The sequence below is a fragment of the Roseobacter weihaiensis genome (assembly GCF_020622345.1).
Classification (GTDB): Bacteria; Pseudomonadota; Alphaproteobacteria; order Rhodobacterales; family Rhodobacteraceae; genus Roseobacter; species Roseobacter weihaiensis.
This window is the reverse complement of record NZ_JACNMO010000014.1, coordinates 86,995-112,840: the sequence shown is the minus strand read 5'-3', so window position 1 is coordinate 112,840 and position 25,846 is coordinate 86,995. Positions and strand designations below refer to the sequence as shown.

19 protein-coding genes are annotated in these 25,846 nt (G+C 61.3%); 5 read left to right on the top strand and 14 right to left on the bottom strand.

The window, feature by feature from the left end; translation table 11 throughout:
* Positions 1-3 precede the first annotated feature (3 nt).
* From H7847_RS15860 to H7847_RS15840, 5 genes are all read left to right on the top strand, one after another.
* Positions 4-1,863, top strand: a complete 1,860-nt coding sequence (locus tag H7847_RS15860; protein WP_227270460.1) for an amidohydrolase — start codon at positions 4-6, stop codon at positions 1,861-1,863.
* A gap of 53 nt (positions 1,864-1,916) precedes the next feature.
* A complete protein-coding gene (locus H7847_RS15855; RefSeq protein WP_227270459.1) occupies positions 1,917-2,216 on the top strand; it encodes a GNAT family N-acetyltransferase in 300 nt (99 codons plus the stop codon).
* Positions 2,200-3,798, top strand: coding sequence for an MFS transporter (locus tag H7847_RS15850; protein WP_227270458.1), 1,599 nt, complete (start codon positions 2,200-2,202; stop codon positions 3,796-3,798). Before H7847_RS15855 ends, H7847_RS15850 begins: the two co-directional genes overlap by 17 nt.
* Before the next feature lie 116 nt (positions 3,799-3,914).
* On the top strand, positions 3,915-4,367 hold the full coding sequence (locus H7847_RS15845; protein WP_227270457.1) for a (2Fe-2S)-binding protein: 453 nt from the start codon (positions 3,915-3,917) through the stop codon (positions 4,365-4,367).
* A 1-nt stretch (position 4,368) separates the two neighbouring features.
* On the top strand, positions 4,369-6,585 hold the full coding sequence (locus H7847_RS15840; protein WP_227270456.1) for a xanthine dehydrogenase family protein molybdopterin-binding subunit: 2,217 nt from the start codon (positions 4,369-4,371) through the stop codon (positions 6,583-6,585).
* A 491-nt stretch (positions 6,586-7,076) separates the two neighbouring features.
* Here the strand turns inward: H7847_RS15840 and H7847_RS15835 are convergent, their stop codons facing one another.
* From H7847_RS15835 to H7847_RS15770, 14 genes are all read right to left on the bottom strand, one after another.
* Positions 7,077-8,087: a universal stress protein gene (locus H7847_RS15835; RefSeq protein ID WP_227270455.1), complete on the bottom strand. Its 1,011-nt coding sequence runs from the start codon at positions 8,085-8,087 to the stop codon at positions 7,077-7,079.
* Positions 8,084-9,802 (bottom strand): cation:proton antiporter, encoded by a 1,719-nt coding sequence (locus H7847_RS15830; RefSeq protein WP_227270454.1) that lies wholly within the window; start codon positions 9,800-9,802, stop codon positions 8,084-8,086. The genes H7847_RS15835 and H7847_RS15830 overlap by 4 nt, the downstream gene beginning before the upstream one ends.
* A gap of 69 nt (positions 9,803-9,871) precedes the next feature.
* Positions 9,872-12,622 (bottom strand): cation-transporting P-type ATPase, encoded by a 2,751-nt coding sequence (locus H7847_RS15825; RefSeq protein ID WP_227270453.1) that lies wholly within the window; start codon positions 12,620-12,622, stop codon positions 9,872-9,874.
* Between the two features lie 514 nt (positions 12,623-13,136).
* Positions 13,137-14,060, bottom strand: coding sequence for an acetamidase/formamidase family protein (locus tag H7847_RS15820; protein WP_227270452.1), 924 nt, complete (start codon positions 14,058-14,060; stop codon positions 13,137-13,139).
* 40 nt (positions 14,061-14,100) lie between these two features.
* Positions 14,101-14,916: an ABC transporter permease gene (locus H7847_RS15815; protein ID WP_227270451.1), complete on the bottom strand. Its 816-nt coding sequence runs from the start codon at positions 14,914-14,916 to the stop codon at positions 14,101-14,103.
* Positions 14,913-15,854, bottom strand: a complete 942-nt coding sequence (locus H7847_RS15810; protein ID WP_227270450.1) for an ABC transporter permease — start codon at positions 15,852-15,854, stop codon at positions 14,913-14,915. The genes H7847_RS15815 and H7847_RS15810 overlap by 4 nt, the downstream gene beginning before the upstream one ends.
* Before the next feature lie 55 nt (positions 15,855-15,909).
* Positions 15,910-17,448: an ABC transporter substrate-binding protein gene (locus tag H7847_RS15805; RefSeq protein ID WP_227270449.1), complete on the bottom strand. Its 1,539-nt coding sequence runs from the start codon at positions 17,446-17,448 to the stop codon at positions 15,910-15,912.
* A gap of 54 nt (positions 17,449-17,502) precedes the next feature.
* Entirely contained in the window at positions 17,503-19,152 is a 1,650-nt protein-coding gene (locus H7847_RS15800; protein ID WP_227270448.1) for an amidase, read from the bottom strand.
* Positions 19,149-19,880: a FadR/GntR family transcriptional regulator gene (locus H7847_RS15795; RefSeq protein WP_227270447.1), complete on the bottom strand. Its 732-nt coding sequence runs from the start codon at positions 19,878-19,880 to the stop codon at positions 19,149-19,151. Before H7847_RS15795 ends, H7847_RS15800 begins: the two co-directional genes overlap by 4 nt.
* 15 nt (positions 19,881-19,895) lie before the next feature.
* Positions 19,896-20,639: a DUF1028 domain-containing protein gene (locus H7847_RS15790; RefSeq protein WP_227270446.1), complete on the bottom strand. Its 744-nt coding sequence runs from the start codon at positions 20,637-20,639 to the stop codon at positions 19,896-19,898.
* Positions 20,636-22,417 (bottom strand): gamma-glutamyltransferase family protein, encoded by a 1,782-nt coding sequence (locus H7847_RS15785; protein WP_227270445.1) that lies wholly within the window; start codon positions 22,415-22,417, stop codon positions 20,636-20,638. The genes H7847_RS15790 and H7847_RS15785 overlap by 4 nt, the downstream gene beginning before the upstream one ends.
* Positions 22,418-22,433: 16 nt before the next feature.
* Positions 22,434-23,318 carry an ABC transporter permease gene (locus H7847_RS15780; RefSeq protein ID WP_227270444.1) on the bottom strand — a complete coding sequence of 295 codons (885 nt, stop codon included), beginning with the start codon at positions 23,316-23,318 and terminating at the stop codon, positions 22,434-22,436.
* Between the two features lies 1 nt (position 23,319).
* Entirely contained in the window at positions 23,320-24,264 is a 945-nt protein-coding gene (locus tag H7847_RS15775; RefSeq protein ID WP_227270443.1) for an ABC transporter permease, read from the bottom strand.
* Positions 24,265-24,325: 61 nt separating this feature from the next.
* The gene (locus H7847_RS15770; RefSeq protein ID WP_227270442.1) at positions 24,326-25,846 is read right to left on the bottom strand and encodes an ABC transporter substrate-binding protein; all 1,521 of its coding nucleotides are present in this window, start codon (positions 25,844-25,846) and stop codon (positions 24,326-24,328) included.

Below are 25,846 nucleotides of genomic sequence, written 5' to 3'. Positions count from 1 at the left end.
TGAATGACCGATCTTATCTTACATAACGGGCGTCTCACGACGCTTGACCCAGAGACGCCGGATGCAACGGCCATTGCAATGAAAGACGGCAAAATCGCCAGCGTCGGATCAGATCGCGAGATCATGGCCCAGCGCACGGAGGCGACCCGGGTCATTGACCTTGGTGGTCGGCGCGTGATCCCGGGACTTAATGACAGCCACACACATCTGATCCGCGGCGGTCTAAGCTACAATATGGAGTTGCGGTGGGAGAACGTACCCTCCGTCGCCGATGCGCTTGCAATGCTGCGCAAACAGGCGGCGAACACCCCCAGCCCGCAATGGGTGCGGGTCGTGGGCGGCTGGTCCGAGTTCCAGTTCGCCGAACGGCGAATGCCCACATTGGACGAGATCAACGCGGCCGCCCCCGACACGCCGGTTTTCATCCTCCATCTCTATGCCCGCGCACTTCTGAACCGCGCCGCACTGCGGGCTCTGGGGATTGGCAAAGACACATCGAACCCGCCGGGGGGCGAGATCGAGCGGGATGCAAAGGGCAACCCCACCGGCATGCTGATTGCGCGGCCCTCCGCGTTGATCCTCTATTCGACGCTGGCCAAGGGGCCGATATTGCCCGTCGAGGATCAGATCAACTCCACGCGGCATTTCATGCGCGAGTTGAACCGATTGGGCGTGACCAGCGTGATCGATGCCGGTGGCGGCGGGCAAAACTATCCCGAAGACTACGATGTCGTGCAAAAGCTGCACGCCGACGATCAATTGACCCTGCGTATCGCCTACAACCTTTTTGCACAAAAGGCCGGTGAAGAACTCAGCGACTATGAGCGTTGGATCGGCATGACTGAACCGGGCGCAGGTGACGATATGTTGCGCATGAACGGCGCAGGTGAAAACCTGGCCTGGTCTGCGGCGGATTTTGAGAATTTTCTGGAGCCGCGCCCCGATCCGGCCCCGGTCATGGAGGAAGAGCTCGAAAGGATCGTGGAGCTTCTGGCCACCAACGATTGGCCCTTTCGCATCCACGCCACCTATGACGAGACAATCGACCGGTTCCTGACCGTGTTCGAGCGCGTCAACCAGCGCCAGCCCTTCAAGACACGATTCATCATCGATCATGCGGAAACCGTCAGCCCGCGCAATATCGAGCGGATCAGGACGCTTGGCGGCGGTATTGCCACTCAGCACCGCATGGCGTTCCAAGGCGAATATTTCGTGGACCGCTATGGTGCAGCAGCCGCGCAGGCCACGCCGCCGATGCGCGAGATGCTCAAGACCGGGCTGCCCGTCGGAGGTGGCACCGACGCCACCCGTGTGGCAAGTTACGACCCTTGGGTCGCGATGCACTGGCTGACCACGGGCAAGACGGTCGGCGGGATGACGCTTTATAGCGATGAAAACCTGCTGACACGGGAAGAGGCGCTGGCGATCTGGACCACCGGGTCCGCCTGGTTCTCGGGCGAGCAGGATGTGAAGGGCAAGCTGAGCCCCGGTATGTATGCAGATCTCGCTGTGCTGTCAGATGATCTGATGTCGGTGCCGGATGGCAAAATCCGCGGGATCACCTCTCTCATGACGGTGGTCGGGGGGCGTATCGTTTTTGCGGCGGATGATTTCGCCGTTCACAGCCCGCCCTTGCCACCTGCAAGCCCGGACTGGTCCGTCAATGCGCTCTTTGCCAGCCCGGCAGAGCGGGAGGTGCCACAGGCCCCTGCCCCGGTGAACATGCGCGCATGTCATGACGGCTGTGCCTCCGGCTGCGGGATGCATGGGCACCGCCACGGCATTGCCTGGGAGGCGCCCATCCCGGTGCGCGACAAGGGTGCTTTTTGGGGCGCGCTTGGGTGCTCGTGTTTCGCAGTGTGACACAGATCCAAACGGACCCGCGCCCTGTCCGCATCATCTGAAAGAGAGTATTCATGGCAGATATCACCATCATTCGCACCGATACGGACAGCAAGGCCCGGTATACCGCAACCGTGGCAACTGTGGAGGGCGAAGGCGAGCTCACGCTTTCCAAGGTTTCGAACAGTCTGGTTATCGCCGATCATACCAGCGTCCCCGACAGCATGCGGGGCATGGGGGTGGCCGCCGCCCTTGTCGAACGCCTGATAGAGGATGCGCGCAAAGCGGCCCAGAGGATCGTTCCGCTGTGTCCCTTCGTGCGCGGATATGCCCAAAGGCACCGAGAGGAGACGTCAGATGTCATCCAGTGGTGAAGCCAGAGCGCCGGTCTCTCCCTGGGCGCCCTTCGGGCACCGCGCATTTCTGCTCTTGTGGGTGGCGACGCTGATCTCCAACATCGGGACCTGGATGCACGAGGTTGGTGCAAGCTGGCTGATGACCACGCTGAATTCGTCCCCTGCGGTGGTGTCGCTGGTGCAGGCGGCCACGACGCTCCCGGTGTTTTTGCTGGCTCTCTACGCCGGCGCGCTTGCTGACCGGCTGGACAAACGCAAGATGCTGATCGTCATCAATGTCTATCTGCTGGCCGTTGTCAGTGTATTGGCCCTGCTGGTGCATTTCGAGCTGGTCACGCCCCTCAGCCTTATCCTTTTTACACTGGCCATCGGGACCGGCACGGCTTTCATGGCACCGGCTTGGCAGGCGATCGTCCCGTCTCTGGTGCCCAGGGATGCCTTGCAGCCTGCCATCGCCCTGAACTCCATGGGCATCAACATCAGCCGGGCCGTCGGTCCTGCTTTGGCCGGCGTGCTGATCGCAACGGTTGGCCTCTCGGCACCCTTTGCCCTCAACGCCCTAAGCCATGTAGTCATTATTGTCGCGCTGATCGCCTGGCACAACACGGCCCCTGCACCGAAAAGGACCACACAGCCCATCGCGAATGCAATGCTGACAGGTCTGCGTCATGTGATGCACAACGCGCCGCTCAAGGCGACGCTCTTGCGATCATTCTCGTTTTTCATTTTTGCCTCCGCCTATTGGGCGCTGCTTCCGCTTGTGGTGCGCAACATCGAAAACGGCGGCGCCACGCTCTACGGTGTTTTGCTCACCTTGATTGGCTCCGGTGCGGTGATCGGGGCATTTCTGATGCCCAGGCTCCGCGCGCGCGCAACCTCCAACCAGATCGCAGGCATCGGGATCATTGGCACCGCGATTGCGATGGTGGTTCTCGCCCTTGCCACGGATGCGGTCGCGGCCGGGGCAGCGGCGCTCGTGGGGGGCTTCAGCTGGATCGCGGTTCTGACAACCTTCAACGTTTCGGCGCAGACGGCTCTGCCCAACTGGGTGCGAGCGCGGGGCTTGGCGGTCAGCCTGATGGTCTTTTTCGGGTCGATGTCTGCGGGGGCAACGCTCTGGGGGCAGGTCGCAACGGCCACTTCAACCCCTGTCGCGCTGCTGATTGCAGCGGCAGGCATGGTTCTGGGTCTGATGCTGACCCGCAGGTTCGCGTTGGGGCAAGCCGAGGGCTTGGATCTTTCGCCCGCGCTGCATTGGCCAGCCCCTCAGGTTCCGATCCCGGAGGACGGATTAAACAGCCGTGGCCCGGTCATGGTGACGGTCGAATATCAGGTCAAGCAGACCGATGTCGCTGCCTTTCTTGAGACGATCAGGGACTGGTCCCACGAACGGTTTCGGGACGGGGCGTTTGAATGGCGCGTGTTCCAAAGCGCTGAGACCCCCGACATCTGGATCGAAGCCTTCACGGTGTCCTCCTGGGAAGAACATCTCGCCCAGCATGAGCGTGTCTCTCGGGCAGATCAGGATCTTCAGGAAAGGGTGAGGGCGTTTGATCAGCGCGCCTCCGGCCCTATCGTCAAACACTATATCGCGCCATGACATGGGCACGCATGCGTTGATCCGGGGCCAAACAGCGACCCTGAAGGCACGATGCGCCGCAGATTTCTGACAAAGGACAACCAGCCACCACACAAAGCCAAAGGAGAAATTCGAAGATGACACAGTTTACGTTAAACGGCCAATCTGTTGAGATCGACAATCCAAGTGATGAGCTTCTTTTGCTTGTGATCCGGGACAAACTGGGTCTGAAAGGCACCAAATACGGCTGCGGGGCGGCGATGTGCGGGGCCTGTACGGTGCACGTTGACGGGAGACCCGAGTTTTCCTGCCAGCTCTCCGTCGGCGATGTGGCAGGCGCCGAGGTCACCACCATCGAAGGTTTGTCCGAAGACGGAACGCATCCATTGCAAAAGGCCTGGGTGGATCAGCAGGTGCCGCAGTGTGGTTACTGTCAATCGGGGCAGATCATGCGGGCCGCAGCTCTCCTGGCTGAAAACCCGAACCCCTCGCGCACAGAGATTGCAGAGTACATGAGCGCCAATCTTTGCCGCTGCGGGACATACAACCGCATCTTCAAGGCGGTCGAGCAAGCGGCACAGGAGGTGTAAGATGACGACTTCGCTGACAAAATCCGATTTCTCACGGCGTGGTTTCCTCAAAGGCGGCGCTGGCCTGGCGTTCTTTCTGGGCGCGGGCGGCCTGTCTGCCGTGGCGGTACGCGCTCAGAACGCGGAGCCGCTTGATGTGAACCCCTGGCTGACCATTTCCCCCAGCGGCACGATCTCGATCGTGTTTCCCTCTACTGAAATGGGCCAGAGCAGCTATAGCACCCTGCCCCAGATCCTCGCCGAAGAGCTTGATGCCAACTGGGACGATGTGGTGATCGCCCAGTTGAACGAGGATGACCGCACCTTTGGTAACCCGCTTTTTGGCGGTGTGCTCTACACGGCGGGCAGCACCAGCGTGCAGGGATACTATGAACCGATGCGCCGGGCTGGCGCCCAGGCACGCGATGTGTTGCTGCAGATCGCATCGCGTCAACTGGAGGTCCGAAAAGACAGCCTGCGCACAGAGCCAAGCGCGGTGGTGGCTGAAGACGGCACCCGCCTGAGCTATGGCGCGTTGGCAGCTTCCGGCACCGAAGACGTGCAAATCCCCGATGCGGACGCCATAGCACTAAAGGACCCGCAGGATTTCCGCATCATCGGGCAGGAAGTGCCCCGCCGCGATGTGCCCGCAAAAAGCACAGGCAAGGCCCGATATGCCATCGACGTCGAGATCGACAACATGGCCTATGCAGCCGTGTTGCGGACCCCTGTGGAAGGGGAAACGCCACGCAGCGTAGATGACGCTGAAGCGCGCGCGGTCGCCGGCGTGATTGATGTTGTCACACTGCCGGACGGTGTCGCCGTGGTGGCGGAAAGCCTTTGGGCCGCCCTTGGCGCCCGCGATCTGGTGCAGGTGACCTGGTCTGACAGCTCTCCGGCCCGCGCCTTCGACAGCAACGCGACGCTTGCCGCCTATGCAGAAGCCGCCCGCGACCCGCAGGCCGAGGCTGCTGTCTGGGCCCAAACGGGAGATGCGGCTTCGGCGATTGCGAAGGCAGACCGCACGGTCAGCCACCTCTATCTGTCGGATTACGCCTACCACGCCCAGATCGAGCCGATGGCCGCCGTCGCCACCGTGGACCCCGACGGTATGGGGGCCGAGGTTTGGGCGGGAACGCAAACGCAATCCTGGACCACACATACGGTCATGGAAACACTTGGCACAACACAGGACCGCATCCGGCTCAACATGATGACAATGGGCGGCAGCTTTGGCAGGCGGACGGCTTTCGTTCAGGACTACGTGCGCGATGCGGTCCTGTCGTCCAAGGCGGTTGGACGCCCGGTCAAGGTGATCTGGACCCGCGAAGATGATGTAAAGCACGGCACCTTCCGCCCCGCTGCCGCGCAAAAGCTGGAGGCCGGCCTGACAGCCCACGGCCGCCTGACCGGTTGGCATCACAGGGTGGCGACCCCCTCGGTCATCGGGTTTTTCAATCCGGGCCGTTGGGAGGCCGTCAAACCCAACGATGTGATTTCCATGCGGGGTGCCGAGAGCAAATTCTACGGCATCAAGGATTTTCAGGCCGATCACATCATCACCGAACGACAGGCGCGACTGGCTCCTTACCGCGGAATTGGTGCTGCCTACACCAGCTTTGCCGCCGAAGCCTTCATGGATGAACTGGCCGCAGAGGCCGGGCGCGACCCGCTGGATTTCCGGCTCGATCTGGTCGAGGAAAACCCGCGCGGGCGGCATCTTCTGGAAAAGGTGGCCGAGATGTCGGGCTGGCGAGCGCGTGGGGACCGCGCGCTTGGTCTGTCCTTTGCCGGATACAGTTCTTCCATGGCGGCGGGTGTCGCCGAAATCGAGGTGGATGACGACACCGGCGAAATTGCTGTAACGCAGATCTGGGCGGCCGTTGATGCCGGTCGCATCGTATCACCCGATAATGCGCACAACCAGATCGAGGGAGGCATCATCTTTGGCATCTCAAGCGCGCTGACCGAGCGTATCGATATCGAAGAAGGTCAGGTCCTGCAGAGCAACTTCTTTGACTATGAAATTCTCAGAGCTGACAGGGTCCCGCAGATCGATATCTATATGGCAACTGTCGAGGCACCCCCGACGGGTGTCGGCGAAGTGGGGACACCCATGGCCTCGGCGGCGATTGCAAACGCCTTTTTCGCGGCCAAGGGTCAGAGGCTCAGGCACATGCCCTTCACCCCGGACCGGGTGCGCGATGCGCTGCAAAGCGAGCTGAGGCTGGACTTATAGAGGTGACGGCTCACACTTTCAGACGGAACTGTGGGCCGTGACGACCCTTTGACCCCGTGTCCGGCCGCCAGGGCCGGTGCCAAGGCCCGCGCACCTCTGGAAGGGGACGGATGGTGCAGCTTTCCTTGGGCAGTCAGGGTCTATAACGGTCTAGAAACGCCACAATTGGCCATGCTGCGGACGCAGTGTTGAGGCGCGCCAAGGCTATCTGTGTTGGCTTCCAGGCGGAGACGCGGGACAAACGCAAGGTTGATTTCTGTTCACATGCACACAGGTTGGCGCGACCAAATGCGTGGCACAGGCAGAGAAGGCGCACCCCAGATTGCCAATGAGCAGATTGCATCAACCAACCACGCTTCTGCCCTGTCAGGCAAACCACCTGGCCAGGCTGTTTTGCCGTAATGGCACATCGGCACCGACCCGAGGCAAAGGCAAACGTCGCCTGGAGCGGGCGCGGTTCAATCAACCAGCCGTCATGTATTCACAAATGTTCAGCGGACCATGATCGGGCTGATGAAACCTTCTGGCTTCACGGTCACGACAGAGCGTTCAACGGAATTCAGGATGTTTTCTGCCGTATTGCCGATGATAACACCGCTCAGACCTGTGCGCGCGACGGTACCCATCACGATGGTATCGGCCGAAAGATGTTTTGCCTGTTCGGCGATAACGGCGTGCGCTGGGCCGCGAACAAGATGCACTGCAAGCCGCGGGTCTCGGCCCTGGAGACCCTCCTGAAAGGGCTGCACAAGCGCTTCGAGTGACCTGCGCCGGGTTGACATGATCTCGTTGACATATCTTTCCGCGGCAAGCCTTGGGTCAACGCGCGATGCAAATGCCCAGATGAGGCCTTCGCCAATCACCTCCCATGCGTGCAGGACATGCACGATCGCATCGGGCCCTGACGCCAGGCGAATGCTCATCTCGATGACGCGCCGATTCAGATCGGCAAGGGTTTCCGGCTCGGTTGCATCCCAATCGTCCACATCGACGGCGGCCAGAATCCTGCGCGGCTTTGCAGGCGTGTCTGGCAGATGCAGCCAAACCGGACAGGGGCATTTCCGCATCAGATGCTGATCGGTGCTGGCAAAAAGAAAGCCATGCAAGCCGGACAACGGTTCAGCCATCTTGACCACAACGTCGATGTCCAGGCGATCTACATGGTGAATGATCTCGATGAACGTCTTTCCGACGGCCAGGTGCAGTTGCGGCGCCTTGTCCGGCAGAAGGCGCGCGATCTGTTCCGTGACGCGCTTGCGCCTTTCCTCTGCCATGCCCTTGAGGACGGCATCTTCAGTCAATCCGGCCGCACGTGCAATGACGGCGAGGTCGGGGGGCGGCTCGATGCAGCTCAAGACATCAAGGTCGGCCCCGTGTTGGGCGGCCAGCTCAGCCGCCGCGCGCAAATGAGATGCAGTTTCGTCAGGGTCAACCACCACAAGAACACGGGCGATAGGGCGCAGGACGGGCGGTACCATGCTTTCATCAGGATCCTGGGTCACGCGATCAACTCCTTTTGGCCTTCGGGATCGGACAGGGTGAAGCGCGGCGTGGTCTGCCCCTCCAGTATCATCCCCGCAGCTGCAATGGCTGCATCTCGATAGGGCATCATGACAAGATCCGCATTGGCGCGCCGCAGCATGTCGACGGTTTGATCGCGGTGTGCCGCCACCGCGATTTTGCCCGGGTAGCCAAGATCGCGCGCAGCCCTCAGCAGAGCCTGGCGCGGGTCGTCATGGGTCAGGCCGGTGTCGTGTTCCGGCACCGCCATGACGAGCCATGATACCGAGCGCAGCGGCAGGTTGGCGAGGAATTCCGGATCGGTGGCGTCTCCGAACATAACCTCGTAGCCATTTTCTCGCGCATGGCGTACTGCCTGAGGGCTGAAATCGACGCCCAGCACCCGCAATCCGGCGTCCTTCAGGGCCGCACCGATCCCGAGACCATAGCGCCCAAGCCCAAAGAGGATAACGTCATGGGGTTTTGCCGTCTCAAGCGCGTCTTCTTTCAGCTTGTCGGGGTTCTTCCGTTCGAAGACACCCAAAAGCGGCTCCAGCCGGTCGTAAATCCAGTGCGAATAGGAGATCATGTATGTCGATGCCGCGATGGTCAGCAAGCCAACCAAGGTCACAAGGCCAAGCGCGGTTTCGGTGACATGGCCAATGGTCACCCCCATCGCCATGAAGATCAGGGAAAACTCGCTGATCTGTGCCACCGTCAGCCCGGCCAGAAAACCGGTTCGTTTGCGATATCCCATAAGGCCCATCAGAATAAGCACGATCAGAGGGTTCCCGATCAGGACAAAAAGCGAAAGCACAAGTGCGGGCCCGACGCTGGCACCAAGAACGGAGAGATCGAGCGAGGCACCCAATGCGATGAAAAAGAACAACAGCAGGAAGTCCCTGAGCGATGCCAACCGCGCGGCAATCGCCTCGCGAAACGGTGTCGAAGCGAGCGAAACGCCAGCAAGAAGGCCGCCCAGCTCCTTGCCAAAGCCCAGGTAATGCCCGAGAGCGGCCAACAGCGCGGCCCAGCCGATGGCGAATGAAACGAGAAGTTCAGGTGCCAGTGACAGCCGCTCCACCAGGGGATTGGCGACGTAGCGGATGAACAGGGCAACCGCGGCCAGCATTGCAACCCCGTAGCCCAGCACGAGAAACACGTCTGCAACTGCCCCGTCGCCCGCCCCGCCAACACCGATCGCGGACAGGACGATCATCGCGACGACCACGACGATATCTTGCACGATGAGAAAGCCGAGCGCGATCCGACCGTGGAGCGCATCAATCTCCCGTTTATCCGACAGCAGTTTCACGATGATAATGGTTGAGGAGAACGTCAGCGCGATGGCAATGTAGATCGCGGTACGGGCGTCGAACCCCAATGCCAGCGCAATCAGGAAGCCGAAGATCGTGGTAAAGATCACCTGTCCAAGCCCGGTGACCAATGCGACAGGTCCAAGTGTGCGCACCAGATTGAAATCAAGCTTCAGCCCCACGAGGAACAGCAGAACCGCGATCCCCAATTCGGCCAGAAGGTCGATCTGCACATCGGATTGGGCAATGTCCAGCACCGAGGGGCCGGCGATGATCCCCACTGCGATGAAGCTGACAATCAGGGGCTGCCGCAAGAGCAGCCCTACAAAACCGGCGCCTGCCGCCAGTACCAGCAAGGCCGCGATTTCATAAAAAATGTAGCCTTCGATTGCCTCGGTCATACGCGCCCTCCGACAGTCGCAGCCGCCCCCATCGTGGTCATCTTATGCTCTCCTTCTTCTGGCTGAAGATTACGACTGGTAGCTGCCACTTGAGGGCGACCTTAAGGCGCGGACCACTTGTTTTTCGATCTCGAGCAGCAGCAAAAGCACTGGCCCGACCGCAATGATCATCAGCCCCTGCTCCAGGCCGATCGGACGTGTGTCAAAGAACGCTTCCATGACCGGGGCATAAGTGAAGGCGAGCTGCAGAACAGTTACAGCCGTGATGGCGATCAACACGGGCCTTGTCCCCAGTATGGCCTTTAGCGACAACGAAGAGGTATTCAGAAACCGCACGGAAAAGAGGTAGAATATCTCCATCACCACCAGCGTGTTGACAGCAACGGTGCGTGCCTCTTCAAGGCTGGCGCCCCGGGCCTGAGCAAGGGTGAACATGCCGAATATCCCGGCGCAGAACAGCAGCGACACAAACGCCACGCGCCACAGCACGAAGCGCGACAGGATGGGTTCGCGAACCGGGCGCGGCTTGCGACGCATAATGTCAGGTTCCGCCGCTTCGAATGCAAGCGCCATGGCCAGGACAACAGAGCTGACCATATTCACCCAGAGGATCTGTACCGGCGTGATCGGCAGCGTCAGTCCAAGCATAAGGGCGATGATGAGGGCCAGTGCCTCGCCCCCATTCACAGGCAGCAGAAAGATGACGGCCTTCTTGAGGTTGTCATAGACGGTGCGTCCGGCTTTCACAGCCGCCGCGATGGTGGCAAAGTTGTCGTCGGCCAGAACGATCTCGGCGGCCTCCTTGGCGGCTTCGGTGCCCGTCCGCCCCATGGCAACACCAATGTCCGCCCGCTTGAGCGCCGGTGCATCATTCACCCCGTCACCCGTCATCGCCACGGCCTGACCTTCCGCCTGGAGCGCTTCGACCAGCCGCAGTTTGTTTTCGGGGCTGGTCCTTGCAAAGACATCAACCCTCAGCGCGCGCGTCTGCAGCGCCTTTGCATCCAGCTGGTCGATTTCCGCACCTGTCAACACCTCGCCGCTGCTCTCGAGCCCCAACTGCCGGGCAATGGCCATCGCCGTGCCCGCGTGATCGCCGGTGATCATCTTCACGCGGATACCTGCCATCTGGCACTCTGCAACAGCGGCAATGGCCTCCTCCCGCGGCGGATCGATCAGCCCGACAAGCCCCAGCAGCGTCAGGTCTCCATCCACCGCATCGAAGGTCAGCGTGCGCGCTCTTGGAGGGTTCGGACGTATAGCAATCGCAATCACCCTCTGGCCAAGATCTGCGATTTCCTGGGCGCGGCGATGCCAATAGTCGGGATCGATCACCTGTTGACCGTCTTCTTCCCCATGTGCGGTCGTGCACATGGCGATGATCCGCTCCGGCGCGCCTTTCACGTGAATAGCTGCCATCCCTTCGTGATCGTGGTGCAGCGTGGCCATGAACCGGTGTTGCGCGTCAAAGGGAATGGCATCGGTCTGGGGATTGGCACTGCGCACGGTGGACGGGTCGAGACCGGCCTTGCAGGCAAAGGTCAAGAGAGCGCCCTCCATCGGGTCGCCGTTTATCAACCAGTCCCCATCGATTTGGGTCAGATCGGCGTCATTGCAAAGGATGGCCCCCAATGCCAGATCCTCCAGCAGCGGATAGTCGGTTGCAGACACTTCACGCTCCTCAAGCGTGATCGCACCGTGGGGGGCGTAGCCCGCCCCCGTCACTCCAAACAGCCGCTTCGAGGTGGCAACCGAGGCGACAGTCATCTCATTTCGGGTCAGCGTGCCGGTCTTGTCGGAACAGATCACCGAAACCGAACCCAAAGCCTCGATCGCTGGCAGCCGACGCACGATGGCACGACGCTCCGCCATGCGCTGCACCCCTATGGCCAGTGTCACGGTCAGGATCGCGGGCAGGCCTTCGGGGATTGCCGCGACCGTCAGTCCGACCACAGCCATGAAAATCTCGCTGAACGGCAACCCGGCACCAAAAAATCCGAAGGCAAGGATGAGGGCAGCAAGCACCAGGATGACCGCTGTCAGACCTCGGGCAAAGACTTCCATCTGCCGCAGCAGGGGCGTGGCGCTCACCTCCACTGTTTTCAACAGACCGCTGATGCGTCCGATCTCTGTTGACGACCCGGTTGTGACCACAAGACCCTGCCCCCTGCCGGCAGATACAAGCGTGCCGCTGAATGCCATCGACTGGCGGTCACCGAGGGCCGCATCAGCGGAAACGGGCGCAGAGGCCTTTTCCACCGCGACAGACTCCCCCGTGAGAACAGCCTCTTGAACACGTAATCCATGCGCGGTCATGAGGCGCAGATCGGCCGGCACCTTGTCCCCGGGTTCGAGCACAACGATGTCGCCGGGGACAATATCCTCTGCGGTGACGGTCTGGCGTCGACCTTGGCGCAAGACCCGCGCTTCGGGCGCCAACATGTCACGTATGGCAGACAAAGCGCCTTCCGCGCGTCCTTCCTGCACGAACCCGATGACGGCATTGACCAGAACAACCGCGATAATGACACTGGTATCGACTAAATGACCAAGGGCGGCTGTGACGGCTGCGGCGGCCATCAGCACATAGATCAACAAGTTATGGAACTGGCGCATAAACCGGATCACCGGACCGGGCGGCGGCGGGGCCGGTAACCGGTTTGGTCCATAGCTGCGCAGCCGGTCCGATGCCTCCGCGTCAGTCAGCCCGCCAGTATCCGTGCCTAATCTGTCCAGCGCATCCTGCACGGATTGGCAATGCCACTGGGTCTCGTCCAATGAGTGTCCGGCACGGATTTGACGAGGTGGTTCATCCTTCATTTAGCAATGGTCCTTTTGCGCCATAACCGTATGTATTCGCGATAGTATTCTTGACCTGCCTTGCGCTTTTACCACTTGGGCAAAATCCGCTGACCCGCGCGCCGAATTATTGAACGCCCGACCACACCTCACCATCTGAAGATACATATGAACGGTCTTTTGCAGTATCAACGCGACGGGCGAGGTTTTCGTGCAGCATCAAACCACTTCGGCTCCTCCAGCCTTGGGCCGTTGCTGATCAGAAGCAGTGAATTCTTTTGCGGAACGCGTCAGGACGGCTTTGCTGTCCTGACGCGTTTCGTGGAGCAGAGGGCATCAGCATAAAAGATGTCATTTTTCCCCGGCCTCCTTGCAAGAGCAGAGTTCAACGCAGACTGGCCGCCAAACCTCTAAGAGCCCTTTTTTGGAGGCGAAGCCGGAGACTTTTTCAAGCCGTTTTTTGGTCTTCTACAACGCGCTCTTGACCAGCATGCTCTGATCGACGCCACTTTGCCTGAGGCCTCGATGAACCCGGCTAGATGAGGTCCTTCGACATCATGAAATGCACTCCTTTTTCGCGATTGACGGTCTGGGTGATCCGCAGATCACCGGCAAGCGAACAGAGCATATAGGCGTTCTCGCGACTGATGTCTGCGCGCGCAGAGACCAGCGCGATCATGCGACGCACGGCGATCTCGACACAGACATCCAGATCTGCATGAAATCCCATGGTGATGAAATGCTCAGGCGTTTCTGCTTCGGGATAGGTCAGCTCCAGGTCGCGCCGGACTGTCAGGCGGAACCGCCCCTGCAGCGCCGTTTCAATGGCCGTCACACACACCTCGCCGTCGCCCTGCGCGCCATGGCCATCCCCGCAGGAGAAAAGCGCGCCGTCGACAAAAACCGGCAGATAAAGTGTCGTCCCGGCGACCAGTTCCTTGTTGTCGATGTTGCCGCCATGGGTCCTTGGCTCAATCGTCGAAATGCGGCCCCATTCGGGTGGCGGTGCAACGGCCATGACGCCAAAGAAGGGGGCAAGAGGCAATTTGAGACCCCAGGGCATCGTTGCCTCGTTCTTTTCGGCGTCCAGCGGGATTGTGGTGATCTGTGCGGTTTTAAAGTCTTGCGGAAGCGTGCCGGCCAGGGGGCGGATCATGTTGTATCCCCAGTCCTGGCGCAGTTGCACATCGAGAACATCCACTTGCAACACATCGCCGGGTCTGGCTCCGTCCACGGCGACAGGCCCGGTCAGCAGATGACCCTGCACCTGCGGCACACCCTGTGCGTGGATTTCGAGCAGTTCAGGCGGCACGTGATATCCGTTGCCTGGCAGAACCTGCGGGCCGCCGGACACCGTGTTGATGGTCACCTCATCACCACTTGCAATGGTCGCAACGGGCGGCAGGGCAGCGTCAAAGTAGGCCCAATGGCAGGTTTGGGTCCCGGCATTTATGAGCATGTTGATTGATCCCTATACTATGTCATTTTCAGAGGAGGTGTCATGCGATCCGAGGGTCCAGCACGTCGCGCAGCACATCACCGAACATGTTCAAACCGAGCACCGTAATCGCGACCGCCGCACCGGGCACAAGCGCTGTCCAGGGGGCGATATCCAGATAGTCGCGGCTGGCCTGGATCATCAACCCCCAACTGGCGTCGGGCGGCTGTGTGCCCAGCCCCAGAAAGGACAGCCCCGCCTCGGCCAGGATGGCAAAGGCCAGGCTGATCGTGGCCTGCACGATGATGGGCGGCATGATGTTGGGCAGGATATGGCGCAGGATCATCCGGCCGTCAGGAGTGCCGACAGAGCGCGCCGCCTCGACATAGGGCATTTGCGCGACGCGCAGCGCCTCGCCCCGGATGATCCGTGCCAGATAGGGCGTAAAGGCAATCCCGATGGCGATGATCGTATTGGTCAGGTTCGGCCCCAGCACGGCAGAAATGGTCAAAGCCAGAAGCAGAGCAGGAAAGGCCAGAAGCGTATCGACAAGTCGCATGAGCACATTATCGATCCAACCGCCGAAGTAGCCCGAAATGACCCCCAGCGGCAGCCCGATCACAAGGCTCATCAGGACGGCAGTTCCGGCAATCATGATCGAGGTCTGCGCCCCCAGCAGCATCCGGTACATCAGATCGCGGCCCAGTTGATCCGTGCCCAGGGGATGCGCCAGCGACGGCCCTGCGAGACGCGCGCGCATGTCCATCTGCGTGGCCCAGGTCTCTGGGATCAGCAGAGGGGCGAAAAGCGCGGTTGCAATCACCAGCAGCAGAATGCAGCCGCCAAAAATACCCTTGCCTGTCAGAAACCGCCTCATGACAGCTTGATCCTGGGGTCGATCAGCGTATAGAGCAGATCGACGACCAGATTGGTCAGCATCACCACCGCCGCGATCACGAACACCGTGCTTTGAATCAACGGAATGTCGCGGTTGAGCAGGGCCTGATAGGTCAGCCATCCCATGCCGGTGAAATTGAACAGGCTTTCGATCACGATGATCGAGCCAAAAAGATAGCCCACCTGCAGCCCCGCGACGGTCATCACCGGCCCGATGGCATTGGCCAGCGCACAACGCCAGATCACGGTGCGCTCGCGCAGCCCCTTGGCGCGGGCCATGCGGATGTAATCCTGCCCCAGGACCGACAGCAGGGTGGACCGCGTCATGCGGGTCAGATGCGCCATCAGCCCGAGACCCAGCGCCAGCGAGGGCAGAAATGCATGCCGGACGGCGCCCAGAAAATCCTCCGCCGGATGCACGAACCCGGAGGACGGCAACCAGCCCAGAACCCGCGCAAAGAGCAGGATCAGCATGATGCCAAAGAAGAAATCCGGCAGGCTGACCCCAAAGAGCGCCGTTGTCGAGGCGGTGTTGTCCTGCCATTTGTCGCGGTGCACGGCGGCCCAGACCCCCAGCGGCACCGCACAGGATAGCGCGATGGCCATCGACATCACGACGATCAGCGAAGAGGCCACGACCTTGTCCAGAATCAGCGGGCCGATGGCCTCGCGGAAGACCAGCGAATTGCCCCAGTCGCCGGTCAGGATGCCGATGATCCAGCGCCCGTATTGCACAATCAGAGGATCGTTCAGCCCCAGGCTTTCACGCAGACCAGCCAGCGCTTCGGGGTTGGACTGCGTGCCCATGATCACCATCGCCACATCGCCCGGCAGGATGTTGGTGACCGCAAAGGTGATCAGCGAGATCAGCAGCAGCGTCAGCGCCACCGACAGCAATCTGTTGACGATGTAGGTCATGGTCCCCTCCGCATGGGTCGCGGGCGGGGAGCAGCGCGCGCCCCTGCCCGGTGCATCAGGCTTTCAGCCAGACCTGGTGAAAGTTCATCTCCGACCCGTTGGGCTGCACCACCGTATCGAGCCCCATAACGTTGGGCTGTGCGCCGATGGTGCCATTGCGGAACCACAAGATCACATCGAGCGTGTTCTCGTTGATGTACTGCTGCACGTCCTTGTAGATCTCCATGCGGGCGTCGGTCTCCACCGTGACGCGCGCCTGCTCCAACAGATCGTCCAGCGCAGGTTCAGAGATCTTGCGGTAGTTGAACCCGCCGGTGGAGTGATAGAGCGAATAATAGAGGAAATCGGGCTCCCAAAGCGTGAAGAAGTTCATCATCGTCATCTGGAAATCCTTGTCGACCCAGACCTGGCTCAGCCAGTCCGACCAAGTGAGCTGCTCGATGGTCATATCAACGCCACCGGCGCGGAACCACTCCAGCATGATCTGGGCGCTGTCCACGTGGTACGGGTAGTTGGTTGTCACCTTGAAGACGATCTTCAGATCACCCGGCCCATAGCCTGCCTCCTGCAACAGGGCTGCCGCACGTTCGAAGTCCTGCGGGCGCTGGCTGATGGCGTCGTTGTAGGAGGCCGATGTCGGAAAGCTGGGCGAAGCCGAGGTCTGGCCCTGCCCCCAGAGCGCGCCCTGCATCAAGGTTTCCTTGTCGATCATCAGATCGAAGGCCTCGCGCACACGCGCATCCTTGAAGGGCTCGAATTCGTGGTTGAAGTTCACGAAGTCCCAGTTGAGCGGAAACCACGCGACGGTCTGGAAATCATCGTTGCCCTCGAACTCGCTCATGCGATCCAGCGGAATGTCGTTGATCATATGAAGCTCACCGGTGCGCAGCCCGGTCAGCCGCACGGTGGGCTCGGTGATCTCGCGCGAGATCACCTTGTCGAGGTAGGCAGGTCCGCCGAAATACTCATCGAACCGCTCCAGCTCGACCTCATTGCCGAATTCGCGGCGGACGAATTTAAACGGGCCCGCGCCGATGGGCGTCTCGCCCTGAACCTCCCCGCTGTCTGTGGGCATCACCACGCCCGCGCCATTCTCGGCAAGACGCGACAGGAAGGGCGCGTTGACCGACCCCAGCTTGACGATCACGGTCAGGTCATCGGGTGTCTCGATGCTCTCCACCGCGTTGAAGACCTCGAAGTTCACGGCCCCGGTTTCAGGGTTCATCACGCGTTCAAACGAGTACTTCACATCTGCCGAGGTCATCTTGGCTCCATTGTGAAACATCACGTCGTCGCGCAACCTGAAGGTATAGGTCAACCCATCCTCCGACTGCTCAAAGCTCTCTGCCAGATTGGGAATGATGTTAAAATCCGCGTCCGCCGAGACGATGCTTTCGTGTACATTCTGCAGCAGGCGCCCAGTCGATGCAGTGCCCGTCTGGTGCATGTCCAGATTCTGCGTCGTCTCCGAATGGCCCCAGATCAGGGTGCCGCCGCTCACCGGCTCCTCGGCAGAGGCCGCCATCGGCGTCCCACTGACGATCACGGCCCCCATGATTGCGGTAGTGGATTTCAAAAAGTCTCTGCGTTTCATCGTGTCGTCTCCATGTCGGTTGCAAGTAAACGGCCTGCTTTCTGCAGGTCTTTGTTATTCTGGAAAGGTCGGGCGTTCGGTGGCGACATCCAGCGCCTGCTCGAGCGCCATGCCCAAGTTCAAAATGGATCCTTCATCAAAAAGCTGGCCCCACAAGGATATGCCTTGAGGCACCCGAAAGGTACGGTCTCCCTCCGCTTCACCGGTGATGAGCCTGCCTGCGCCCAAAGAAGCGGCAGACCGTGTCGCGATCTGCTCGAATCCTGCGCGCAGATGGAGGCAGGGGTGGCCGGTGAAGTTGCTGGCGACCAGCATCGGTCCGGTCATGAACGGGCCGATCAGCGCGTCGACGCCGCCCATCATGTCACCGACCGCCTGCATCACGCGGTAGCGCAACCGGTCAAGGTTCACGTGATCCACAGCTGACAGGAACCGCGCCTTGCGCATGGTGTTGGGCCAGGCCCCCTCGTCCTGCCATCGCAGCGTGTCGTCGGCACCGGTCAGCGTCAGCGCTTCAAAGGCGGCAGCGGCTTCGGCATAGACCACGTTCATCAGCGCGCCATAGGGAAGGTCTTCGAGGCTCACCTCCTTTACCGTGATCCCGAGGTGCCTTGCCGCCTCAAGGGCGGCGTGGTCCACATCCGTCGCCCCCTCTTCAAAGGCCTCCGGCAGGTAGCCCAGAACCATGCCGTCGATGCGACGGTCGGTGTCAAAAACAAAGGGCGCATTAATGGACCCACGATCCATTGCATCATGGCCGTTCAGAGCGCCAAGGACCAAAGCGGTGTCTTCGACCGACCGGCAGATCGGGCCGACCTTGTCGAGCGACCAGCAGAGCGCCATGGCGCCTGCCCGGCTGACCCGCCCGAATGTCGGGCGCAACCCGGTGGTGCCGCAGCGATGCGAGGGCGAGGTGATGGAGCCCAGCGTTTCGGTGCCAATGGAAAACCCGCACAGACCTGCCGCCGTGGCCGAGGCAGACCCCGCACTGGACCCGCTCGACCCTTCGTTCAGGTTCCAGGGGTTGCGGGTCCAGCCGCCATACCAAAGATCGTTGTAAGCCAGTGCCCCCAGCGTTGTTTTGCCCAAGAGCACTGCCCCCGCTGCCCGCATCCTGCGGGTCACGGTGGCATCCGCATCCGGCACACGGTGCTTGAACGGCTCGGCCCCCCACCCCGTTGTGATCCCCTTGGTATCGAACAGGTCCTTCAATCCATATGGAATACCGTGCAGCGGCCCCAAGTTTACGCCCGCGCGTGAAAGGCTGTCCATCGCGTCGGCTTCAGCCAGCGCCATCTCCGGGGTGACAGTGGCATAGCATTCCAGTCTGGGATTCAACACCTCGATCCGGGCCAAGTAAATCTCTGTCAGCTGTCGCGACGTGATCTGCCCGCTGGCAATCCAGTGGGACAGGGAGGTGAGCGGGGCAAAGGCGATGTCTTCCTCATTGCCCGGCAAGGCAACGGAGGCGTCCGATGGGCGCAGGCTGTCCATCGCATGCGGCATGGTGAAACCGGGCAACCTGGGATCAAAACGGCAGGCCATGGGCGTTGCGTTGTCCAGCACCACCTCCCGGCGCGCCATGGCAGACAAAAGCTGTCCTTCGAGGTTGCTCACCATCTGGTCGCGTTCGGCTGGCGTATATTCTACCCCCATCAGCTTTTCAGCCGCCGCAATATCGATGGTGGTCAAAGGGTCCGTCATATCTCAGTCTCCACAGTAAAGAAGGTCTGGCCCTCTGCCGTAGCGGCGCGGCCGATCTCACCTTCCAGTGCCCGAAAGCGCGTTTCCAGATGGTCGCGCATGGCCTGGCGGGCCGCCTCCGGATGGGCCAGCGCGATGGCGTCGATGATGGCCAGATGCTCCGAATGGGTGACTGCCAATGACGCGCCGTCGCGCCCTTTGGCGCGGATCGTGACCCAATCCGGGTCAGATCGTATCTTGTCCAGCAACGCATAGGCCGTGAGCAGCGGACGGTTGCGGGCACATTGCGCAATCAGCCTGTGCAGCGCCCCATCCCACAACTCGGTGGCCTGCGCGTCAGTGGCTTCGAACTGCCGCCGCGCCAGGTGTCGCAACCGGGCAACCTCATCGGGCAGCATGCGCTGTGCACAAAGGGCCGCCAGTTCCGGCTCGATACAAAGCCGCGCTTCCATCACTTCAAGCGCGCTTGTCTCACCGGTGATCTTGGCCGCCAGATCGCCCATCGGATCCGCCGGCTGCCCAATGAAGGTGCCCTTGCCCTGTCGCCGCCAGACCAGCCCCTCCCCCTCCAACGCGTCGAGCGCCTGACGCACGTGCCGCCGACCAACGTCGAACCTTTCGGCCAGGGAACGTTCTGTTGGAAGTTGACCATCTTCACGCCATTCACCTGATTTTATCAGTCTCAGAAGTTGCTCACGGACCTGCGCAGATGTGCTGTTGAGTGTCATGCCTGCTCCGTTGTGTCAGTGATCGACCGCATGTGATCGGCTGGATTGGCCCTGAGCCACGCGCGCGGCCTCGGCCGCCGCGATGTCTGCATCAATGCCTTCGCGCGTCGGCGCGCCAGAGAACCGGGCCGCTGTCGGCATGCCCTTGGCGAAATGCACATAACGTTCCTGCGCCACCCCCCAAAGACGCGACAACTCGGCCAGAGGGTCAGCATGGTCATCGGCGCGCAGATCAAGCCATGCATGCGCCTCTCCGTGATGGATGGTAAGGCCAGCCGCCTGGCGGCCGCGCTTGTCTCCCCCCGCCGCTTCACCCGCCTGCATGGCTGCAATCAGGCGTTCGGCAAAGGGCAAATGCGCCCCGTCCTGAAACGCATCAGAGGTAGTGTCGAGCACCTCGGGCCCGGCCAGCATATTGCCTGCAACAGAATGCGCATGCCCTTGCACCTGCCCGGCCCAGGCCACGCACTGCGCACCTGTATGTGCGGCGAAATTCCCTGCCGCGTCCATCATGTGGGCCTGGCGAATGGCCTGCCCCTCATCGCGCGCCACCAGATCTGCCAGAACAGTTTCGGCGGGTTCTCCCCCGATCAGCCGGGCGCGTCCTTCGGTCCCCCAAACCGGATTGCAAAACGCCTGACTGGCAACGGCAACCTCGGCACCGACATAAGGCACCACCGCACCGCAGGCAAAAAACCGGCTCGCCACGATCAGCCCGACCCTGCCCTCCGCATCGCGTGCAATCAGCGACCAGGTCATCGGCCCACCGCATAGGCTTGCATCAGGCGCGGTGTTGCCGCGGCCCGAAGCGTGCCGTCCGTTTCGCGCAGCGCAGCCGTGAGGCGCCCCACAGTCCAAGGCTCGGCAATGGTCACCTTGTGTCCGCGGGCGCGCAAATCCGCGATGACATCCGCGCCCACGTTCGGCTCGATCATCAGCTCGCCGGGACGCGTTTCGCGCGGGTAGAACGAGCTCTGGAAATGCATGGAATGAAACAGCGGTGCATCCATACCTTCCTGCAGGCCCAGCCCGAAATGCACAAACCGCAGGAACCAGATCAGTTGCCACTGATCCTGCTGGTCCCCGCCGGGCGTGCCGAAAACCAGCCGCACGCCGTCCTTCTCTACCAGGCTTGGCGACAAGGTTGTGCGCGGACGGCGACCCGGGGCGAGCGAGGTCGGCAATCCGTCTTCGAGCCAGAACATCTGCGCGCGTGAATTCAGCGGAAAGCCCAGCCCGGGGATGACGGGGTTGCTCTGCAGCCAGCCGCCCGAGGGCGTTGCCGCCACCATGTTGCCCCAGCGGTCGATGATATCGAGATGAACGGTATCACCGCGCCTTTCGGTCAGGTGGGACATGGTGGGTTCCTGTGCCGCCACCCGGCCCACGTCAAAGTCGCGCTGACTGCGCGCGATATAGGCATCTGCCAGATGCTCAAAGCCCGGCACCCGGCCCGGGCGCTGCGCCATCGACGCCTTGCTGCCGATCAGGCTGCGGCGCTCCGCGTTGTAGCCCTCGCTCAGCAATACCTCCATCGGGATGGGACTTTGCGCCGGATCGCCGTAGTAGGCTTCGCGGTCGGCGTAGGCGAGCTTCATGGCCTCGATCACCACATGCACGAATTCGGCACCATTGGGATCCATCCCCGCCAGATCGAAGCCGCTGAGGATGGCCAGCGCCTGCAGCATCACCGGCCCCTGCCCCCAGGCATGCGTCTTGTGAACGGTCCAGCCGTGATAGGCATGGCTGAGCGTGTCTTCGTATGCCGCGCGCCAGCCCGCCATGTCCTGCGGTGCCAGAACCCCGGAATGCGGCGCGTCAGACACATCCATCACATGCGCATCCTCAAGATACGCAAAGATCGCATCGGCCACGAACCCTGCGCGCCACTGGCGCCGGGCTTCGTCGATCCGGGCTTCGCGCGTATCGCCTTCACAGGCGGCCAGGCGGTCATAGGTCGCGGCAAGGTCGGGATTTTTAAAGAGACTATGAGGCTCTGGGGCTTTGCCGCCCGGCGTCCACACAGCGGCAGAGCTTGGCCACTCTGCCTTGAAAAACGCGGCCAGCCCGGCAATCGTCTCGGCCGCGCGGGGCAACACAGGGTGACCGTCGCAGGCGTAACTAATCGCCGGCTGCATCACGTCGCGCAGGCCCATTGTGCCGTGGTCGCGGAGCATCAGCATCCAGCCGTCAAAGGCGCCCGGCACCACGGTTGCCAACAAACCCGAGCCAGGCACCAGCGTCAGCCCCTGTGCCCTGTAATGCTCTGTCGTGGCCGCCGCCGGGGCGACACCTTGCGCGCAGAGTACCTGCGTCACGCCGGTCTTCACCGAATGAAACACGGCAGGCATGTCACCCGCGGGGCCGTTCAGATGCGGCTCCACCACCTGCAGGGTCAATCCACAGGCCACCGCTGCGTCGAAGGCATTGCCGCCCGCCTCGAGGATCGACATGCCGACGGCGGAGGCGATCCAGTGGGTGGAGGTGACAACGCCAAAGGTGCCTCTGATCTCGGGCCTGGTGGTGAAATCGGACATGTTCCCTCCCAACGGATCAGTGCTCACGGGGGTCGAGCGCATCGCGCAGCCCGTCGCCCAGCAGATTAAACCCCAACACCACGAGGAAAATTGACAAACCCGGCCACATCGCCATCCAGGGCGCCTGGTTGAGGAAATTCTTGGCGGTGTTGAGCATCGACCCCCAACTGGGTGCCGGCGGTTGTTGCCCAAGACCCAAGAAAGACAGGGAGGCCTCGGCAATAATCGCGGTTGCGATGGTCAGCGTGGCCTGTACAAGGATCGGCGGCAGAACATTGGGCAGGATATACCGGCTGAGGATGCGATGCGTCGGCAGGCCGATGGCGCGGGCGCTGTCCACGTAATCCTCGGATTTAATGTTGATCACCTGCCCGCGTGTCAACCGGATGAAGATCGGTGTGGCAGAAATCCCGATGGCGATCATCGCATTGGTCAGCGACGGCCCCAGAAAGGCCGCCAGCGCGATGGCGAGGATCAGAAAGGGGGCTGCAAGCAACGCCTCGGTGCAGCGGGAGATCACCGCATCGGTCCAGCCGCCGAAATAGCCTGCCACGAGGCCCAAGGGTACACCCGCGATCACCGCAATGCCGACCGAAACCACCCCCGCCAGCAAAGACGCCTGCGCCCCCCAGATCATGCGGGCCATGACATCGCGTCCGATCTCGTCGGTGCCCATCCAATGCGCCCAGCTTGGCGCCTTTCGTACCGCCCCCCAATCGGTGGCGGCGGGGTCCGGGATCGGCAGCAGCGGCGCGGCCAGCGCGATCAGCACAAAGAAAGCCACAAGAAAGCCGCCCAGGAGCGCGCTCTTGTGGCTGCGAAATTTCTTCCACACCCGGCTTTCCGGCTGCGCGGTCAGAACCGGGTCGGGCGTCAGCTCCGATGTGGTGGCATCGGTCATTCTACTGCTCCCTCAGGCGCGGGTTCAGAACGAAATACATCATGTCCGCCAGCAGATTCATGAAGATGAACCCCACCGCGGTGACCAGCACGATGCCCTGCACCACCGCGTAATCGCGGTTAAACACCGCATCCACAACCAGCTTGCCGAAGCCGGGGATTGTAAAAATCTGCTCTGTCAGAACCGCACCGGCAATCAGCTCTCCGAACAGCAGCGCGGTCAGCGTTACGATCGGGGTCAGCGCGTTTCGAAAACTGTGTTTCAGGATCACCACACGCTCCGACAACCCTTTGGCGCGGGCGGTGCGCACGTAATCGGCGCTCAAAACCCCCAGCATGGCCGAGCGGGTGTGCCGCATCAGCGTCGCCGCCAGTGCCGTCCCGAGCACGAAAGAAGGCATCAGCATCGTGCGAATGGATTGCCAGAAGTCCTCTGACAAGGGCACGTAACCCGATGCAGGCAACAGCTGCCACTTCACCGAAACCAGCAGGATCAGCATGATCCCCAGCCAGAAGTTCGGGATCGAGAGCCCAGACAGAGCGACCACATTGGCCACATAATCGGTAACCGTGCCCTTCTTTACCGCCGACAGGATGCCTGCCGGTATGCCAATCACCAGGGCAAAGATCATCGACATCACCGCCAGCTGAATGGTTACGGGCAGTTTCTGCGCCATCAGTTCCGTGACCGGCTGATTGGTCCTCAGCGAGGTGCCCAGATCACCTTGCAGCGCACTGCCGATCCAGGCCAGGTACTGTACCGGAATTGGATCGTTTAGGCGGTATTTTTCACGCAGGAATTCGAGCACTTCCGGGTCCCGCTCTTCGCCCGCGAGGATGAGTAGCGGATCACCCGGCAACAGCTTTTGCAGCGAAAACACAAAGATCGAGATCAGAATGATGGTCGGCAGTGCAATCAGCACCCGCCGGATCAGAAACCGCAGCATGAAAGGCCCCTTCGTGAGAAAAGAAACCGCGCCGCCGGGTGCAGCGGCGCGACGCCGGAGGTCATTCCTCCCAGGTCACATTTTCCAGACGGATCATGCCGTCGGGGTAGGCCGTGAAGCCTTTCATATTGTCGCGATAGGCCCAGATCCACTTCACGTGGTAGAGGAACAGGCGTGGCAGCTCATCGAGCATGATCACCGTGGCTTCGTCGTAGATCGCCTTGCGTTCCTCGGGTGTCGGAGCAACACGCGCGGCATTCAACAGCTCATCCATTTTCGGGTCTGAAAACTTGCTGTCGTTGATGCCGCCATCGGTGGTGACGAACTGGTGGTTGTTGCCATCGGGATCGACACGGCCCGACCATCCGATCTGGCTGGCCTGATAGTCCCCGGCGGACTGGTCGGCCAGCAACGTGGCAAACTCCTTGGAGGTCAGCGTGATGTTAATGCCCGCCTGTGCTGCCATGGCCTGCACCACCTGCATCACCGCAAGAGGCTCGGTCGAGTTGGGCACCTGCACTTCCAGATCGATGCCATCGGGATAACCGGCCTCAGCCAAGAGCGCTTTTGCTTTGTCAATATCGGCTGCTGGAAGCGGCAGGTCGCTGTTATACCAGGGCGAGGTCGGCGGGAACGACTGGTTGCCCGGCGCAAAGGCCCCCTCGAAAACAACTTGATTCAATGCTTCGCGGTCAATCGCATAGCTCAGCGCCTGGCGCAGCCGCTTGTCGTTGCCCCACGGGGTGTCGCCCCGTTCTCCATTATTGATATTGAAGGTAATCGCCTGATATCCCAGTGAAACAGCGCTATCGACAACGATGTCCGGGTCCGCCTCGGCCTGCGCCAAATCGGTGGCATTCAGCCGTTCCAACATGTCGATGTCGCCCGATTGCAGGTTGGCGAGGCGCACAGTGGTGTCCGGGATCGGCAGGAAGGTCACGCTGTCAAAATGGATCGCATCCGCGTTCCAGTAGTCGTCGAATTTGCTCAGGACAATCTTGTCCTGCGCCACGCGTTCCTCGAACTTGAAGGCACCGGAACAGACGGGATTGAGGCCGAAGTCCACACCCGCTTCTGCCGCAGCAGTTGGGGACACCATCATCCCGGCGCGATCCGCAAGCTGGGCGATGAGCGTTGCATCGGGCGCGCCCAAATTGAGCACAATCTCATATTCGCCTGTAACTTCTGTTGATGAGATGGACTTCAGTTCTGACTTGCGGCGCGATTCGTCCAAGGCCTGAGAGCGTTCGATATTGGCCGCAACGGCCTCGGCGTTGAAGGGCGTACCATCGTGGAAAACAACACCTTCGCGCAGTTGCATGGTGATCTGCATGCCATCGGAAGAAGTCTCCCAGGCGGTGGCCAACTGCGGGACGATTTCCAGATCGGGCGTGATGTCCACCAGCTTGTCACAGAGCGATGCATAAATAATCCGACCGACAAAAGTGCGCGACTGGTCGGGGTCGAGCACATCCGCATCCGATTGCAACGCGATGCGCAAATCCTTGGCCAACGTCGGCGCCGCGGTCAGCGCCGCCGCGCCCATCACTGCGGTGACGATTGCAGTTTTGATATGTTTCAT